The sequence below is a fragment of the Candidatus Halobonum tyrrellensis G22 genome (assembly GCF_000495475.1).
Taxonomy (GTDB): domain Archaea; phylum Halobacteriota; class Halobacteria; order Halobacteriales; family Haloferacaceae; genus Halobonum; species Halobonum tyrrellense.
Map to the genome: position 1 here is coordinate 1 of NZ_ASGZ01000009.1, position 16,315 is coordinate 16,315.

General features: G+C 72.0%; 18 protein-coding genes. 13 read left to right on the forward strand and 5 right to left on the reverse strand.

The annotated features are described in order from the left end of the window. The coding region (locus K933_RS03570) for a DJ-1/PfpI family protein (RefSeq protein ID WP_023393321.1) at positions 1-336 on the forward strand (336 nt) is incomplete at its 5' end. Between the two features lie 46 nt (positions 337-382). Here the strand turns inward: K933_RS03570 and K933_RS03575 are convergent. Then, on the reverse strand, positions 383-1,555 hold the full coding sequence (locus tag K933_RS03575; protein ID WP_023393322.1) for an MFS transporter: 1,173 nt from the start codon (positions 1,553-1,555) through the stop codon (positions 383-385). A gap of 135 nt (positions 1,556-1,690) precedes the next feature. Between K933_RS03575 and sod the strand changes: the two genes are divergently transcribed. From sod to K933_RS03595, 4 genes are all read left to right on the forward strand, one after another. Beyond that, a complete protein-coding gene (gene sod / locus K933_RS03580) occupies positions 1,691-2,293 on the forward strand; it encodes a superoxide dismutase (RefSeq protein WP_023393323.1) in 603 nt (200 codons plus the stop codon). Between the two features lie 118 nt (positions 2,294-2,411). Further along, a complete protein-coding gene (locus tag K933_RS03585; RefSeq protein WP_023393324.1) occupies positions 2,412-3,110 on the forward strand; it encodes an MBL fold metallo-hydrolase in 699 nt (232 codons plus the stop codon). 491 nt (positions 3,111-3,601) lie between these two features. Next, positions 3,602-4,018: a DUF5827 family protein gene (locus tag K933_RS19460; protein ID WP_023393325.1), complete on the forward strand. Its 417-nt coding sequence runs from the start codon at positions 3,602-3,604 to the stop codon at positions 4,016-4,018. Next, entirely contained in the window at positions 4,015-4,842 is an 828-nt protein-coding gene (locus K933_RS03595) for an ATPase (RefSeq protein WP_049947570.1), read from the forward strand. The genes K933_RS19460 and K933_RS03595 overlap by 4 nt, the downstream gene beginning before the upstream one ends. Before the next feature lie 114 nt (positions 4,843-4,956). Here K933_RS03595 and K933_RS03600 read toward each other — a convergent pair whose 3' ends face one another. After that, the gene (locus K933_RS03600; protein ID WP_023393327.1) at positions 4,957-5,478 is read right to left on the reverse strand and encodes a MaoC family dehydratase; all 522 of its coding nucleotides are present in this window, start codon (positions 5,476-5,478) and stop codon (positions 4,957-4,959) included. 238 nt (positions 5,479-5,716) lie between these two features. Here K933_RS03600 and K933_RS03605 point away from each other — a divergent pair, with 238 nt between their 5' ends. From K933_RS03605 to K933_RS03615, 3 genes are all read left to right on the forward strand, one after another. Beyond that, positions 5,717-7,483, forward strand: coding sequence for a glutamate--tRNA ligase (locus K933_RS03605; RefSeq protein ID WP_023393328.1), 1,767 nt, complete (start codon positions 5,717-5,719; stop codon positions 7,481-7,483). 118 nt (positions 7,484-7,601) lie between these two features. Continuing rightward, complete coding sequence (locus tag K933_RS03610) at positions 7,602-8,915, forward strand: aminotransferase family protein (protein ID WP_023393329.1); 1,314 nt, start codon at positions 7,602-7,604, stop codon at positions 8,913-8,915. A gap of 56 nt (positions 8,916-8,971) precedes the next feature. Next, positions 8,972-9,427 carry a DUF5804 family protein gene (locus K933_RS03615; RefSeq protein WP_023393330.1) on the forward strand — a complete coding sequence of 152 codons (456 nt, stop codon included), beginning with the start codon at positions 8,972-8,974 and terminating at the stop codon, positions 9,425-9,427. A gap of 33 nt (positions 9,428-9,460) precedes the next feature. Here K933_RS03615 and K933_RS03620 read toward each other — a convergent pair whose 3' ends face one another. Next, positions 9,461-10,426: a PLP-dependent cysteine synthase family protein gene (locus K933_RS03620; RefSeq protein ID WP_023393331.1), complete on the reverse strand. Its 966-nt coding sequence runs from the start codon at positions 10,424-10,426 to the stop codon at positions 9,461-9,463. A 226-nt stretch (positions 10,427-10,652) separates the two neighbouring features. Here K933_RS03620 and K933_RS03625 point away from each other — a divergent pair, with 226 nt between their 5' ends. Next, positions 10,653-11,015: a thioredoxin domain-containing protein gene (locus tag K933_RS03625; protein ID WP_049947571.1), complete on the forward strand. Its 363-nt coding sequence runs from the start codon at positions 10,653-10,655 to the stop codon at positions 11,013-11,015. 52 nt (positions 11,016-11,067) lie between these two features. On the opposite strand, the gene K933_RS03630 is transcribed toward K933_RS03625, so the two are convergent. Together K933_RS03630 and cyaB are read right to left on the reverse strand one after the other, a co-directional pair. After that, the gene (locus tag K933_RS03630; RefSeq protein WP_023393333.1) at positions 11,068-12,264 is read right to left on the reverse strand and encodes a methionine adenosyltransferase; all 1,197 of its coding nucleotides are present in this window, start codon (positions 12,262-12,264) and stop codon (positions 11,068-11,070) included. 59 nt (positions 12,265-12,323) lie between these two features. Continuing rightward, on the reverse strand, positions 12,324-13,013 hold the full coding sequence (gene cyaB, locus K933_RS03635) for a class IV adenylate cyclase (RefSeq protein ID WP_023393334.1): 690 nt from the start codon (positions 13,011-13,013) through the stop codon (positions 12,324-12,326). 156 nt (positions 13,014-13,169) lie between these two features. On the opposite strand from cyaB, the gene K933_RS03640 reads away from it, so the two are divergent. The 4 genes from K933_RS03640 to K933_RS03655 form a co-directional block, all read left to right on the forward strand. Next, positions 13,170-14,288, forward strand: a complete 1,119-nt coding sequence (locus K933_RS03640) for an FKBP-type peptidyl-prolyl cis-trans isomerase (protein WP_023393335.1) — start codon at positions 13,170-13,172, stop codon at positions 14,286-14,288. A gap of 115 nt (positions 14,289-14,403) precedes the next feature. Continuing rightward, entirely contained in the window at positions 14,404-14,805 is a 402-nt protein-coding gene (locus tag K933_RS03645) for a YlbF family regulator (RefSeq protein ID WP_023393336.1), read from the forward strand. A 131-nt stretch (positions 14,806-14,936) separates the two neighbouring features. Further along, complete coding sequence (locus K933_RS03650; protein ID WP_023393337.1) at positions 14,937-15,950, forward strand: glycosyltransferase family 2 protein; 1,014 nt, start codon at positions 14,937-14,939, stop codon at positions 15,948-15,950. 25 nt (positions 15,951-15,975) lie between these two features. Next, a partial coding sequence (locus K933_RS03655; protein WP_023393338.1) for a nucleotide-binding protein occupies positions 15,976-16,315 on the forward strand: 340 nt, incomplete at its 3' end.

Genomic DNA, 16,315 nt, shown 5'->3' on the forward strand with positions numbered 1-16,315 from the left:
GGCGCCGTCCCGCGGGCGGTCGCCGCCCACCACGACGCGGGCGCGACGGTCGCCGCGGTCTGTACCGGCGGGATGTTGCTCGCGGCGGCGGGCCTGCTCGACGGCCGGCCGGCGGTCACCCACGCGGGCGCCGTCGCGGACCTCCGCGAGACGGGCGCCGACGTGCGGGACGAGGCGCGCCTGGTGGACGACGGCGACGTGTTGACCGCGGGCGGCGTCACCTCGGGGCTGGATCTGGCGCTCCACCTGGTCGAACGCGAGGCCGGCGCGGCGGTCGCCGACCGCGTGGCGACGACCATCGAGTACGAACGACAGCACGAGGCGTACACGGCCTGAGCCGCGCTCGGAGCGCGGTCCGCCACACTCGGCCACTCGCCCCCGCTCACTCGCCCGCACGCGCCAGCGGGAGCGCGATGGCGGCGGCGACGAGCGAGAACGCCCCGAGCGCGTACCACCCCACCCGGTAGCCGACGGTGTCGGCGACGTAGCCGAACGCGGGCGGCGCGAGCAGGCCGCCGGCGTTGAGCGTGAACTGTCCGCCCGCGGTGGCGGCGCCCACCTCGTCGTCGTCGACGAGGGCGGTGAGACAGCCGTAGTAGATGCCCGGGAAGCCGAGGATGAACAGCCCGAGGATGACGAACGCGGCGGCCGCCGACGCCGGTCCGCCGACGAGCGTCACCGCGACGAACCCGACGGCCGCGACCACCGCCTGCGCGACGAGCACGCGCGCGTTCGCCGCCGCCGCCGGCACCGGCAGCCTGTCGGTGAGCGTGCCGCCGCCGATACGGCCGACGCTGCCCGAGAACTGCACCGCGGCGAGCGTCGCCCCCGCGAGCCAGTCGGCCGCGCCGACGCCGTCGCGCATGTACACCACGACGTAGCCGGTCGTCGTGAACACCGCCGCGCCGAGGAAGAAGCCCGCGACCAACAGCCCGCGGTAGGAGTCGTCAGACAGCAGGCCGCGCACGTCCGGCACGGAGAGGCGGCCGCTTCCCGGCCGGCCCTCGTAGCCGACCGCGAAGGCGGCGACGACCACCGCCGCCGCGCCCGCGGCGACGAGGAAGCCCACAGCCCAGTCGCCGCGCATCGCCGCCTCCGCGATCAGCAGCGCCGAGACGCCCGACCCGACGGTGACGCCCACCTGCTTGAGGTTCATCGCGAGGTTGCGCCGGCCGGGCGGCGCCACCGCGAGCACCGCGCGGTTGGTCGCGGGCATCCCCGTCGCGTACGCCACCCCGACGAGCACGAACGACGCGAGCAACAGCGGGTACGTCGGCGCCACTGCGACCGCGCACATCCCGACCACGAGCAGACTCAGACCGCCGAGCATCGCCGGCCGCTCGCCGTAGGCGTCGACGGCCGCGCCCGCGGCGAACAGCGCCGCGGTGTACCCCACCATCACCGCCGTCACCGACAGCCCCGTCAGGAACCCCGAGAGTTCGAACTCCGCGCGGACCGACGCGGTCGAGGCGAACACGGCGTAAAAACAGAGGCTCGCGGTCGCCTGCCAGCCGCTCACGAGGCCGACGCCGCGCCACCCGCTCGTCGCGCTCACGTCCTCCCCACGCCGACCGACTCACCTGCCTCCTGCGGTCGCGGTGGTCGCCGCCGGAACCCGTGCGGGGTGTTATCGTGGGGCTTCTCAATCTTTAACAGCTATCCGACCGATGTACCCAGTGGAGGAATTACTATGAGTGAATACGAACTGCCGCCGCTCCCGTACGACTACGACGCGCTCGAACCGCACATCTCCGAACAGGTGCTGACGTGGCATCACGACACCCACCATCAGGGCTACGTCAACGGCTGGAATTCCGCCGAGGAGACGCTCGAACAGAATCGCGAGGAAGGAGAGTTCGGTTCCTCGGGGAGCGCCCTGCGGAACGTCACCCACAACGGGTCGGGACACATGCTCCACACGCTGTTCTGGCAGAGCATGAGCCCCGAGGGCGGCGACGAACCTTCCGGTGAACTCGCAGACCGGATCGAGGAGGACTTCGGCTCGTACGACGCCTGGAAGGGCGAGTTCGAGGCCGCAGCCAAGAACGCCTCCGGCTGGGCGCTGCTCGTGTACGACTCGTTCTCGAACGAACTCCACAACGTCGTCGTGGACAAACACGACCAGGGCGCCCTCTGGGGCAGCCACCCCGTCCTCGCGCTCGACGTCTGGGAACACTCGTACTACTACGACTACGGCCCCGCCCGCGGCGACTTCATCGACGCCTTCTTCGAGGTCGTCGACTGGACCGAACCCGCCGAGCGGTACGAGCAGGCCACCCAGCTGTTCGAGTAAGTAGGCGACGACGACTGGTCGACTCTCACCCTTTCTTTCGACGCCCGCCCGCGAGCGGCGGCGCCGACGAACGTTCCGGGGCCGGTAGCGTGAGGTGGCCGGCGGCCAAAGCGCGGATGTGAAACTCACCGACGGCGTGTACGCGCTGACCGTGACGGTCGAACGCGACGGCGGCGAGACGGCGTTCCACCCGGCGGCGGTCGAAACCGACCGCGGGGTCGTCCTGCTCGACACGACGCTGCCCGGGATGGCCGACGAACTGGAAGCGGCGCTCGGCGACGCCGGGTTCGGGTTCGACGACGTGACCGCGGTGGTGCTCACCCACCACGACGGCGACCACGCGGGCGCGCTCGCGGAGGTGTGCGACCGGGCCGACGACCCCCCGGTGTACGCCCACGAGGCGGAGGCCCCGTTCGTCGACGGCCGCGAACACCCGATCAAGAGCGACCCCGACGCCGAGCGCTACCCGCCGGTCCCCGTCGACGTGGAGCTACAGGACGGCGTGACGTTCCGCACCGCGGCCGGGCCGATGCGCGCGGTGTTCACGCCCGGCCACGCGCCGGGGCACCTCTCGTTCGTGCTCCCGGAGGCGGACCTCCTGCTCGCGGGCGACGCGCTCACGAGCGACGACGGCGGCGTCCGCCCGCCGATCGACCGCTTTACGCCCGACCTGCGGGAGGCGACCCGGTCGGTCGGCCGACTCGCGGAACTCGACGTCGACCGGGTCCACTGCTTCCACGGCGGCCCGGCCGACGAGGGGACCGCCGGCGTCGAGCGGGTGTACGACGCGATGCGCGAGGACCACGGCGACGCGTAGCGGGGCGAGGCGGGGCGGGACCCGAAGGCGCCGGGACCGTACGGGCGAGCCGTCGACCGAGACGGGACCGCGGACCGACCCGAGGCCGGACCCGGGCCGTAACGTGACCGCGAGCACCGCGGGGAGCCGTCCGTCCGAGCGGCTCAGAACGGCGGGGATACTCCTCGTCGACGTTCCGGGTCTCGAAGTTGCCGCCGTGGTCGTGGCTCTGCGGGACGTTGTCGCTCGGGTAGCTTCGCGTGCGCCGTTCGAGTCCTCGCGCGCTCGTAGTACGTCTGACCGCACGGACCCCGATACATCAATTAGTATGTGTTTGTCGAACCGGGATCGTTTTTAGACGGTCGTGAAGCGTTTCAGCCGTTCTAAACCGGTATCGCTAACGGACAGATCCGAGACAGTTCCGGCGTCGAACGGGTCCGTGTCACGGCGCGTCCGGTCCGGCGTATCACCGATCCCGCGGCCTTTACCGGGTGGCTCGCGTACCGCCGGCCGTGCCCACGCCCAAGTCGGAGTTCCCGTCGCTGTACCCGTGCGACTTCTACACGCCCGCGGAGCTGATGGAGTCCGGGGAGATGTACACCGTCTACGAGATCGCCCGACTGCTCCAGGGACTCGACCCCGACGCCGAGATCGACGAGGGGACCGAGGAGGTCCTGCTCGACTGGGCGATCCCGTGGGTGATGACGAACGCCGACGACCTCGTGGTCGCGGAGCCACGGACGGACGAGGAGCCGGGCTACTACGGACTGAAGGAGGGGACCGACGGGGGCGGCGCGACCGCCGCCGAGTCGGAGCCGACGCCGCCGAGCGGCGACGCGGACGTCGACCCGAACACCGCCGACGGCGAGGCCGGGCCGGCCGACCCGACCGACCGCGTCGACGACCCCGTCGAAGACGACGACGGATGAGGCTACTCGTGGCCGGCGAGGCCCGCGTCGACGCGGGCAAGACCACGTTCGCCGCGGGACTGGTCCGCGCGCTCGCCCGCCGGTCGGTCGCGGCCTCCGCGTTCAAACCCCGCGCGGGCAACGACTACTGGTACGACCACGACGACGTGCGCGCGGCGACCGCCGACGGCCGCCTGTACGGCAAGGACGTCCGCCGACTGCTCGACGCCGCCGGGAGCGACGCCACCCCGGAGGCGCGCAACCCGGTCCACCGGCTCTGGCGGCCCGCACCCGGTCGGGTCGGACTGCTCGGCGAGGCCGACCGGACGTTCCTCGTCGACCGGGTGTCGACGCCCGACGGTCCCGTCTGGCTGTACAACGCCGACGCCGACGTGCCCGAACTCGTCCGCGAGCGCCTGCCGATATCGGAGGCGCTCGCCGTCGACTCCGTCGCGGCGTTCAACGACGCGATGCGCGAGTACCACCTGCCGGCGCTCGACTCGCTGGCGGCCGACGTGCGCGCGACCGACGACGCGGTCGTCGAGTCGTACGGCGACGTGGCGAACCCGCTCGCGGGCGTGCGCTACGACGCGGTGGCGACGGTCGCGCCCGGTCGCGCGCGCGTCTACGACGGCGACCGGTGGGCCGTCGCGTGCGAGGCCGCCGCCGGCGGTCCCGACGAGGGGCGGATGGAGGAACACGTCGGCCGCGTGACGGGGATGGTCGACCCGGTGTCGACGCACGCGCTGCCGGCGCTGTCGGGCGCGGAACGCGACGACGCGGACGCGGTCGCCGACGCCAACCGAGAGGTGTACGAGACGCTGGTGGCGACTGCGCGGGAGTAACGGACGCCCGACCGCGCGAAGGGGCTCCGTACTCCCGGCCGGGCGGCCACCGTCGCCCGCGGACCGCGGTTACCCCCGCGGACCGCCGCTCCCGCGTCGCCGCCCGCCCGTCGGTCACTCCTCGGCGTCCTCCCGCCGGAGGTACATCACGTTCCCCACCATCGAGAACACCTCCTCGCCGGCGTCGCCGCCGTCTTCGCTCTCACCACTCGTCGGCGGTTCGTCCCCGCTCCCCTCGCCCGCCCGGTCGCCCTCTCTGAACGTCCGCGTGCGCGCGCGGACCAGCCCCCGGTCGGGGCGTTCGGGCACCGTCTCCAGTATCTCCGTCTCGATGCGGAGGCTGTCGCCCGGCCGGACCGGTCGCCGGAACCGGAGTTCGTCCACGCCCTTCGCGCCGACCGTCGCGGCGTCCGCGAGCACGCTCTCGACGAGCAGGCGCATCGTCATCGCGGCGGTGTGCCAGCCGGAGGCTATCACGCCGCCGTACGGCGACTCCGCGGCCGCGCGCTCGGGGTCGGTGTGGAACCACTGGGGGTCGTACCGCTCGGCGAACCGTAGCACCTCCTCGCGGGTCACGTCGTAGCTGCCGTGTTCTGTCGTCTCGCCGACGGTCACGTCCTCGTAGAAGGTCGGCACGGGTCGGGAGTCGGACCCCGGGCGGCATCAACCTCCCCATCCGTCGTCCGGGCGACCTGTCGGCGCGAGACGGCGTTTCCCGACGATCGTTCGGGGCTAACAACGCCGTAACGCCGTCAGCGAGGGTGTGAAACGTCGACACTCGTAAATGTTGACGCGGCGTCCGTCTACCCGCCCCTACCCGGGTGTGCCCTTCGATTCACGCCCCTTTTTGTGTCGGACGGCCAAGCCGGCGGTAATGGACGACGACCTCCGCGAGCGTGTGCGCACGGCCGCCGAGCGACACGCGCTGTTCAACGCGCTCAAGCACGGCTCCGACCCGGACGTGGGCGCGATCATGGGTCCGCTGATGGGCGAGAACCCCGAGTTCCGCGAGCACGGCGACGAGATTCCGGGCGTCGTCGCGCCCGTCGCCTCGGAGGTGAGCGGGATGGGCGCCGAGGAACGGCGCGACCGTCTCGGGGAACTCGCCCCCGACCTGCTGGCGGAACTCGACGCCGACGACGAGGAGGAGGACGACGCCCTGCCGGACCTACCGAACGCCGACGAGTACGACGAGATCCGGATGCGGCTCGCCCCCAACCCCAACGGCCCGTGGCACCTCGGCAACGCGCGGATGCCCTCGGTGATCGGGACGTACAAACAGCAGTACGACGGCTGGATGCTCTGCCGGTTCGACGACACCGACCCGGAGACGAAGCGGCCGGATCTCGACGCGTACGACGCGATCCTCGACGCCGTCGACTACCTCGGGTTCGAACCCGACGAGGTGGTGCGCGCGAGCGACCGGATGGAGACGTACTACGACCACGCCCGCGAGTTGATCGACGAGGGCGGCGCGTACACCTGCTCGTGCCCCGCCGAGGAGTTCCGGAGCATGAAGGCGGACGCTGAGGCGTGTCCCCACCGCGACAAGCCGGCCGAGACCGTCCGCGAGGAGTTCGACGCGATGGTCGACGGCGACTACGAGTCGGGCGAGATGGTCCTGAGAGTGAAGACCGACATCGAGCACAAGAACCCCGCGCTCCGCGACTTCGTGGCGTTCCGGATGGTCGACACCCCGCACCCCCGCGAGGAGGCGAGCGACTACCGCGCGTGGCCGATGCTCGACTTCCAGTCGGGCGTCGACGACCACCTCACGGGGATCACCCACATCATCCGCGGCATCGACCTCCAGGACTCGGCGAAGCGCCAGCGGTTCGTCTACGACTACTTCGGCTGGGAGTACCCCGAGGTGCTCCACTGGGGGCACGTCCAGATCGACGCGTACGACGTGGCGATGTCCACCTCGACGATCAAAGCCGAGATAGCCGACGGCGAGTTGACCGGCTGGGACGACCCCCGCGCGCCGACGCTCGCCTCCGTCCGCCGACGGGGGATCCGCGGCGAGGCGGTGGTGGAGTCGATGGTCGAACTCGGCGTCTCCACGACGAACGTCGACCTCGCGATGTCGAGCGTCTACGCCAACAACCGCGAGTTGGTCGACGACGGGGCCGACCGGCGGTTCCTGGTGCGCAACGGCGAACTGCTCCCGGTCGCGGGCGACGACCGCCCGGACGCGGGTCACCCGCCGCTCCACCCCAACCACGACGACAGGGGCGACCGCGACATCCCGGTCGACGACGCGGTCCGTCTCGAACCCGACGACGTGCCCGCCGACGGCGAGCGGGTGTGGCTCAAGGGGTACGGCTGTCTCCGCTACGAGGCGGCGAGCGAGAACGCGGACGCCGCCGACGGAGACGGGGGCGCGGGCGGCGAACTCGTCTGGACCGGCGACGACATCTCGGCGGTCCGCGAGGACGGCGTCCCCGTGGTCCACTGGGTGCCCGCCGAGGAGAACGTCCGCGTCCGCCTGCGCACGATGGACGGCGACGTGTTCGGCCGCGCGGAACCCGGGTTCGCGTCGTACGAACCGGACGACGTGGTCCAGTTCGAACGGGTCGGCTTCGCCCGCTACGACGGCACCGACGACGGCGTGACCGTCGCCTACTACGCCCACCCGTAGCCCGCCTCGGTTGACGACTCCGGGACGAATCCGACTATCGTCGACCATCTCACAACGACTCCCGGCGATTCACCGCCGTATCCCAACCCTTTTGCTCGCGGCCTCGCCCCGTCACCCCATGGCAAACGTACCGACCGCCGCGGAGGCGACGGGGGCGGTCCCGCACTGGTACGCCCCCGACGGCGACGTGCTGTCGCTCGTCGAGGGCTCGGGGGCGCGCGTGACCGACGACGACGGCGAGGAGTATCTCGACTTCGTCTCCCAACTGTACTGCGTGAACGCGGGCCACGACGAGGACCGGATCGTCGACGCGATGACCGAGCAGGCCCGACGGATCCCCTACGTGGCGTCGTCGAAGGACAGCCCCACCCGCGACGCCCTCGCGGCGCGGCTGACCGAGGTGTCGCCGGGCGACCTGGTGACGGGGTTCTTCTCCGTCTCGGGCAGCGAGGCGAACGAGTTGGCCGCCCACCTCGCCCGCGAGTACACCGACGGCCACACGGTGTTGACGCGGTGGCGGTCGTACCACGGCGGCACGTACGGCGCGGCGTCGTTCACGGGCGACCCCGAGACGCGCGCGACCGTCGAGCGTCACGCCGCGACGACCGGCGCGGGGAAGTTCCTCCCGCCGATCCCGCGCGCGTTCGGCACCGACGACCCCGCGGAACTCGCCGACAGGGCCGCCGACCACCTGGAGTTCGTGATCCGCAACGAGGGACCCGACTCCGTCGCCGCGGTGTTGATGGAGCCGGTGGGGGGGACCAGCGGGAGCTACCCCGCGCCGCCGGGGTACGTCGAGCGGGTGCGCGAGATATGCGACGAGTTCGGCGTACTCCTGGTCGCCGACGAGGTGATCACCGGGTTCGGCCGGTGTGGCGACTGGTTCGGGATGGACACCGAGGGGGTCGTCCCCGACCTGCTCACGTTCGCGAAGGGGGTCACCAGCGCGTACGCGCCGCTGGCGGGCGTGCTGGCGCGGCCCGACGTCGCCGCCCACTTCCGGGACGCCGGGCTGGACCTCGGGCAGACGTTCGCGGGCCACCCCGTCGCGTGCGCCGCGGGCGTCGCCGCGCTCGACGCCTACGAGGAGGGCTTGATCGACAACTGCGCGGCGCTCGCGCCGTACCTGGAACAGCGGCTACGCGACCTGGAGTCGCACGACGCCGTCGCCGACGTGCGCGGCCGGGGGTTCCTCTGGGGCGTCGAGTTCGCCGACCCCGAGACGGGCGAGCCGTTCGTCGACCCCCGCGTCGACGGCGACGCGGACAACCCGGTCGACGGGGTGTTGAAGGCCGCCCGCGAGCGCGGGGTGCTCGTCGGCGGCGGCCGGCCCAACTTCCAGCTCACGGTCGCACCGCCGCTGTGTGTCGACCGCGACGATATCGACGAGGCGGTCGACGCGCTCGACGCCGCGGTGACCGAGGCGTTCTGAGCCGGACGGGAGCGCACAAACACAACCGCTTTGCCGCGCGGCGACGACCGCCGGGTATGACCACGGTCTGTCTCGTCGGGACGCCGGGGGTCGACCTCCGGCGGGAACTGCTCTCCCGGGAGACGGCCCGCGACGCGCTGGCGACGTACGACCTGTCGGCGCCGTTCGACAACTCGCTGGCCGTCGAGACGGTGAGCCTCGGCGCGGCGGTGTCGCTGTGTAACGACCTCAACTGGTATCTCGTCCGGTTCGCCCGCGAGGCGCTGGTGCGCGAGCCGTCGATATCAGACGGGGAGTGGCTCTCGCGGGAGTTGGCGACCGCGGTCCGCAACGACGCGGTCCGGCCGACCGAGACCGACCGCCTGCTCAAGGTGTACGGCGTCGTCGACGGCGAACTCGTCGAGCCGCTGTTCCTCGCCCGCTCCGACGACGGTCCCCTCCCGGAGTACGACCTCCGCGACGTCGACCGGACCGTCCGGGTTCGCGTCACCGAGTCCGAGTTCGGCGGGTAGCGCCGCGCCGCGGCGCCCGCGAGCGCCGGCCGCTCACTCGAACATCCCGGTCGACATGTAGCGCTCGCCGGAGTCCCAAAAGACCGTCAGCACCAGCGGGTCGCCCGCGGCGACGCCCGCGCCGTCGCGGGGGAGCCACCCCTCGACGGCGACGTCGGCGTAGCCGGGGTCGTCGCCCGCCGCGAGCGCCTCCGCCACCCGGCGCGCGCCGAGGTTCGAGGCGCCGCTCGACTGCCCCACGAGGATCCCCTCCTCGCGGGCGAGCCTGCGGCACTCCGCTTGCGCCTCGGCCAGTTCGACGGTCAAGACGCCGTCGAGGAGGTCCGTGTCCAGGTTGGGGCTGACGAACCCCGGCCCCATCCCCTGGAACTCGTCGCCGACCGGCTCCTCGCCCGACAGCACCGCCGAGTCGGCGGGTTCGACCGCGACCACGTCCAGGTCGGGGAACTCCTCGCGGAGGCGGCGGCCGATGCCCGAGACGGTGCCGCCGGTGCCGACGCCCGCCACGAGGGCGTCGGGCGTGCGGCCGTCCAACTGGTCGAGTATCTCCGGCGCCGTGGTCTCGTAGTGCGCGCGGGGGTTGGCCTCGTGTTCGAACTGCCGCAGTTGGACCATCCCCTCGGCTTCGAGTTCGTCCGCGCGCTCCTTGGCGTCCTCGATGGTGCCGTCGACGAGTTCCAGGTCCGCGCCGTACGCGCGCATGACGCGCTGGCGCTCCTTCGACTTCGAGGCGGGCATCACGAGCGTCACGTCGTACCCCTTCGCGGCGCCCACCATCGCCAGCCCGACGCCCGTGTTGCCGGAGGTGGGTTCGACCAGCGCGTCGCCCGGGGTCAACTCGCCGGCGCGCTCGGCCGCCTCGAGCATGTACCGCGCCGGGCGGTCCTTCGCAGAGCCGCCGGGGTTGCGCGACTCCAGTTTGGCCGCGACGGTGGTTCCCGGCGGCGAATCCACCCGCACGAGCGGGGAGCCGATGGTGTCGAGCACGGAGTCGTCCATACCCGCCGTACGCGGCTCCGCCTTAACCGACCCGCGACGCCGGCAAGCGTTCGTGCGGGCCGACCGCCAGGCCGCCGCCGCACCGCGATGCGGCGCGCTCGACTCCCCGTCGCGGCCCGTCGCGTCACGCCGCGCTGCCGTCGTCGGGGTTTTATCCGCGGACGCCCTCCGTCCGACCGTGAGCGAGACCGACCACGACGAGAAGCCCGCGCCCGCCCTGGAGACGATGCGACCGAACCCGACGTGGGACGCCGCCTCCTACGAGGAGGAGGTCGAGGCGCTCTCCGACGAGTCGCTGACGTTCCGGGTCTGGAGCGGCGACTGGTGTCCCGACTGCCGGGGACAGCTCCCCGACTTCGCGGCCGCCCTCGACGCCGCGGGCGTGCCCGCCGATCGGATAGTGGCGTACCCCGTCGAGAAGGTCGACGGCGAGAAGCGCGGGCACGGGATGGACGAGTACGGCGTCGAGTTCATCCCCACGGTGGTCGTCGAACGCGACGGCGCCGAGCTAGCCCGGTTCGTCGAGGAGGAGAACGCCCCGGTGGCGGCGTACCTCGCGCGGGAACTGTCCGACGCGGACGCGAACTGAGACGCACGTCGAAAGTCGCCGGGGTACGACGCGGGGGAGACGAGACGGCCGCTCAGAACGTCGAGAGGTCGCCGTCGATCACGCGGCGGGTGATGTCGGTCACGTTCGCGAGACGGTCGTCGATGAGTTCCTCCATCTCCGCTTCGACGTCGGCGACGGTGACACCCTCGGCGGTGACCACCTGCGCGTCGGCGACGTGCGGTTCGTCGATCGGTCGGCCGATCTGCGAGAGCAGGCGGACCTGGAGGTCGCGGATGCCGTCCACCTCGTCGACCACCGACTCGGCTATCTCCGTCGACAGTAAGTTGTAGATCTTCCCGATGTGGTTGACGGGGTTCTTGCCCGAGGTGGCCTCCATGCTCATCGGCCGGTTGGGCGTGATCAGCCCGTTCGCGCGGTTCCCCCGGCCGACGGAGCCGTCGTCGCCCTGTTCGGCGGAGACGCCGGTCGTCGTGAGGTAGATCGACCCCTCCTCGATATCGTCGGCGGTGTTCACCTCGACGGTGACGTTCCGGTCGGTGTGGTCGGCCGCGAGGTCGGCGACGAACGCCTCCACGTCGGCGACCGCCGCCTCGTAGTCGGCCATCGAGTCGACGTAGCTGTCGACGACGGCGGCCGCGACGGTCACGTCGACGTCGTCGCCCTCGCGTTTCCCCATCACCTTCACGTCCGGGCCGAGTTCGGGGTGGTCGGCGGCGTACTCGCCGTTGAGCGAGCGCTCGACGTCCAAGACGATGCGTTCGGTCTCCGTCAGCGGCGCGTGGCCGACGCCGAAGGAGGTGTCGTTGGCCATCGGGACCTGCCCCTCCTCGCCGAACACGTCCTGGAGGTCGCCCGACCCCTCGCCGAGTTTCACGTCGAGGATCACGTCCGCGCCCACGTCGAGTTCGGGGATCGTCTCGTTGAGGTACGCGCGCGCCGACTCCAGGGCGGTCCGCTCGACGGGGAGCGTCTCCCCCTCGTACTCGCTGGTCGCGCGACCGACGATCAGAACGTAGATGGGCGAGAGCACCTCGCCGCCGCCGAACGCGGGGGCGGCCCGCCCGGCGACCAGTTGCGTCTCGTCGGTGTTGTAGTGGAGCACGGTGCCGACCCGGTCGAGATACAACTGCGAGAGGCCGCGCGAAACCGCCTCGGCGATGCCGTCGCAGATCGAGTCGGGGTGGCCCAGCCCCTTCCGCTCGACGATCTCCACGTCCTGATCCTCGACCGCCCGCCGGTCGAGTTCCGAGACTTGGATGTTCCTCATTGTCGCTCGGTGGTGGCGGGACGCTCTATAACTTGCGGAAAAGGCCGCACCCGCCCCGATTACTCGTACGCATCCGAATCGGCGTGGAGGTCGGCGTCGTCCGCCTCCTCGTCCGAGTCCGCGCGCGCCTCGGCGACCAGTTCGAGGTAGGAGGTCCGGATCCCCTCCTCGGGGTCGAGTCCCAGATCGCGCAACAGCGCGCGTGCGCCCTCGCGGGCGGAGTCGACGTCCGCCTCCTCGACGGTCCGCTCCACCTCGACGAACTCGCCGAGGTCGGCGACGGTGTCGAGCGTGACGACGTACTCGCCGACGGCGTAGACGTCCCGCTCCTTCTCGACGGTCGCGGCGGGGTCGAACCCCAGGCCGTCGAGGATCCCCTCGGCGGCCGCCGGGTCGGCCACGGCCGTCTCGTGTTCCTCGCGGGTCTTCGACTCGGTGTCGATGCGCGGTCCCTTGTAGGTGAGCCGAGTCTCCGCGTCGGTGGCGGCGTCCGCCCCGGTGGCGGCTCCGGCGGCGTCCAGACGGCCGCCCGGGTCCGGGCCACCGTCCGCCCCGGCCGCCGGGCCGCGGTCGATGACCGTCTCGCGGCGGGTGCGGAGCGCCTCGTCGGTCTCGGCGAACTCGCGGTGGGGCGCCGCGTAGTAGGTGTCCGACTGACTCACCCGCTCGACCCGTTCGGCGTCGAGGGCGGCGAGTCGCTCCCGGACCTGCCCGTGTGCCGCCCGGACCTTCACCTCGACTTCGTACATACCACGGCTCTCGCCGCCGCAGGTGAAAACGGTGTTCGTGTGGGGGCGTCGGGGTCGAACCGAGCGGGACCGGCCCCGACCGGGGGTCGACCCCCGCGGGGCGACCGCGCGCGGCGAAACGTGATTCTTAAGGACCGCACGGGCGACGGTCCGGACATGAGCGAAGAAGAGCAGGCCGACGAGGCCGAATCCGCCGAGACAGCAGAGGACACCGAGGCCGAGGGGGCCGACGCGTCCGACGAGTCCGAGGAGCCGGAGTCGACGGATGAGGCCGACGAGTCGGAGTCGGAGAGCGGCATCCAGAACGGCGACTTCGTCCGTCTCGACTACACCGTCCGGACGATCCCCGACGAGGACGACGAAGACGACGAGGGGCGCGTCGTCGACACCACCCGCGAGGACGTCGCCGAGGAGGCCGGCATCGACGACGACGACTACGACTTCTCGCCGCGCACCATCGTGGTCGGCGAGGGGCACGTGTTCGCCTCCGTCGACGAGGACCTGGTCGGCAAGGCGGCCGGCGACACCAACACGGTCAGCGTCCCCGCCGACGAGGGGTTCGGCGAGTTCGACCCCGAGGACGTCCGCACCATCTCCGCCGAGAAGATCCCCGAGGACGACCGCTACCCCGGCGCGCAGGTCACCGTCGACGGCGACCAGGGCTACCTCGAAACCGTGATCGGCGGGCGCGCCCGCGTCGACTTCAACCACCCGCTCGCGGGTGACGACCTCGAGTACGAGTACGAGATCCTCGAACTCGTCGACGACCGCGAGGAGCAGGCGCAGGGGCTGATCGGGATGTACCTCCAGGAGGTCCCCGAGGTCCGCATCGAGACCGAGACCGTCGAGGAGGAGGTCACCGTCGAACCCGACGAGGACAGCGAGACTCCCGAGGAGTCTCGTGAAGCCGGCGAAGCCGGCGACGACGAGGACGCCGAACCCGAGACGGAGACCGAGGAGGTCGAAAAGGAGTCGCTGTACATCGAGGCCACCCCGATGATGCAGATGAACCAGCAGTGGATGTTCTCGAAACAGCAGATCGCCGAGGACATCATGGACCGCCTCGACCTCGACCGCGTGGTCATCGAGGAGGTCATCGAGGGCGGCGGCGGCATGATGGGCGGCATGGGCGGCATGATGGGCGGCATGGGCGGCATGGGCGGCGGCGAGGAGATGGAGGAGGCGCTCGACGACGTCGATCTCGACGACGTCGACGTCGACGCCGACGAACTCGTCGAGGAGCTCGAAGACGAAGAGCTCGACGCCGAGGAGTAACGGGACGACCGACGCTCGGCCGCGCCGCGCGGCCGGGACCGACTCCTTCGAACCCCGACGCCGGACCCGGTTCCGGAGTCGCGGGTGTTATACTTGACCGGCCGCAACGTCGACCATGAGCATCGAAACCGAGACGGACGCCGGCGGGTCCGACGTCGCCGACGCCGACGCGCTCGCGCGCGACCTCGGCGACGCCATCGCGGGTCTCCCCGCCTACGAGCGGTTCGAGGAGGCGAAGGCGGCCGTCGAGGCCGACGACGAGGCGCAACGGCGCATCTCCGAGTTCCAACAGCTCCGTCAGGAGTTCGCGTTCGCCCAACAGACCGGGCGGGCCGACGACGAGGCGCGTCGGAAGCTACAGGAGGCCCAGCAGGAACTCCACGCGCTGCCCGTGATGGAGAAGTACGTCGAGGCGCAAGACGACCTCCAGAGCCGGCTGGAGACGCTGAACGAGGCCATCTCCGAGCCGCTCGCGGTCGACTTCGGCGGCGAGGCCGGCGGCTGCTGTCAGGACTGAGCCGGCGCGGCTCGCCGCCCCGTGTTCTTCTCGGCCGACGCTCCGGTCCCGAGCGGCGGCGCTCCGCGGCGGGCCGTCACCCGGCGTCGAACCTCCGATCCGTTTAGGGTCGGCCGCCCCAACCGCCGCCGATGGCGACGACTCCCCCGCCGACGAGCGTGCTCCTCCCGACGGTCCGGTGGACCGACGCCTGCGACGAGGTGGCCGCCCAGTTGAACGAGGACGACGAACTGCTCGTGGTCGCGGACTCGCCGGCCGACCCGGTGGCCGGCCGGGACCTCCCCGACGGGGTCCGGGTCGTCCTCGCGGGCGAACCCGTCGGCTGTTCCGGGAAGGCCAACGCGATAGCGGCGGGGACGGAGGCGGCCGAGAACGACCGGCTGGTGTGGACCGACGACGACTTCCACCACCCGCCCGACTGGCTGGCGACGCTCCACGACGACTACGCCGCCCACGGACCGGTCACCGAACTCCCCTTCTTCGTCGGCGCGGATCCGCTGGCGCGGCTGCTCGAACCGCTCTACGCGCTCGGGGGGACGCTCGGCGTCTACCTCGGCGGCTACGCGTGGGGGGGTGCGGTCGTCTTCGAGCGGTCGGACCTCCACCCCGACGAGGCGGGACTGCTCCGCGACCTCCGGCGGACGGTGAGCGACGACGGTCTGCTCTCCGAACGGGTGGACGTGACGCCGGTCCGCCGCGTCCGGCGGGTGACCGTCGGCGGCGACTACCGGACGACGCTCGAACGGCACGTCCGCTTCTCGAAGATAGTCGGCCGCCACTCGCCCGGCGGGACGGCCGCGAACCTCGCGCTGGCGCTCGTACTGGCCGTAGTCTGCCTGCTCGCGCCGCTGCCGGCCGCCCTCTTCGCGACCGCCGCGACCACGGCGGCGTACGCGTTCGTCGGCGTGCGGCGGCCGACGGCGCTGCTGGCGTACCCGGCGGTGCTCGCCGGGCCGGCGCTGTTCGGCTACGCGCTCGTCCGCCGGACGTTCGTCTGGGGCGGCCGGCGCTACCGCTGGCGCTCGACGTTCGACGTCGAGGTGTGCGACCGGGTCGACGGGGCGGGCGGCGTCGACGGCTCCGAGGAGCCCGGGGGGGCCGACCGGTCCGACCGACCGGGAGACGCCGAGCGAGGGTTGAAGTAGGGGAGCGCGACCAGACGGCCCACACATGCTCGCGGTCACCGGCGGGAAGGGCGGCACCGGCAAGACGACCACCACGCTCGGGCTGGCGCGAGCGCTCGACGGACGGACGCTCGCCGTCGACGCCGACTGGGACCTGCCGGACCTCCACGCGCTCGCGGGCGTCGACCGGGCGTGGCCGGACGCCCCCGAGGGGGCGTCCGGGACGGGCGAGACGGACGGGACCGACGGGACGGGCGACCCGAGCGACGCGGTACGGTCCGCCGGCGGGGGCGTCTCGGTGCTGCCGGCGCCGCCGGACGCGCACGAACGCGACGGCGCGGCGGCGACGCTCGCGCGGGTCGACGCCGCGGACGCCGACCCGACCG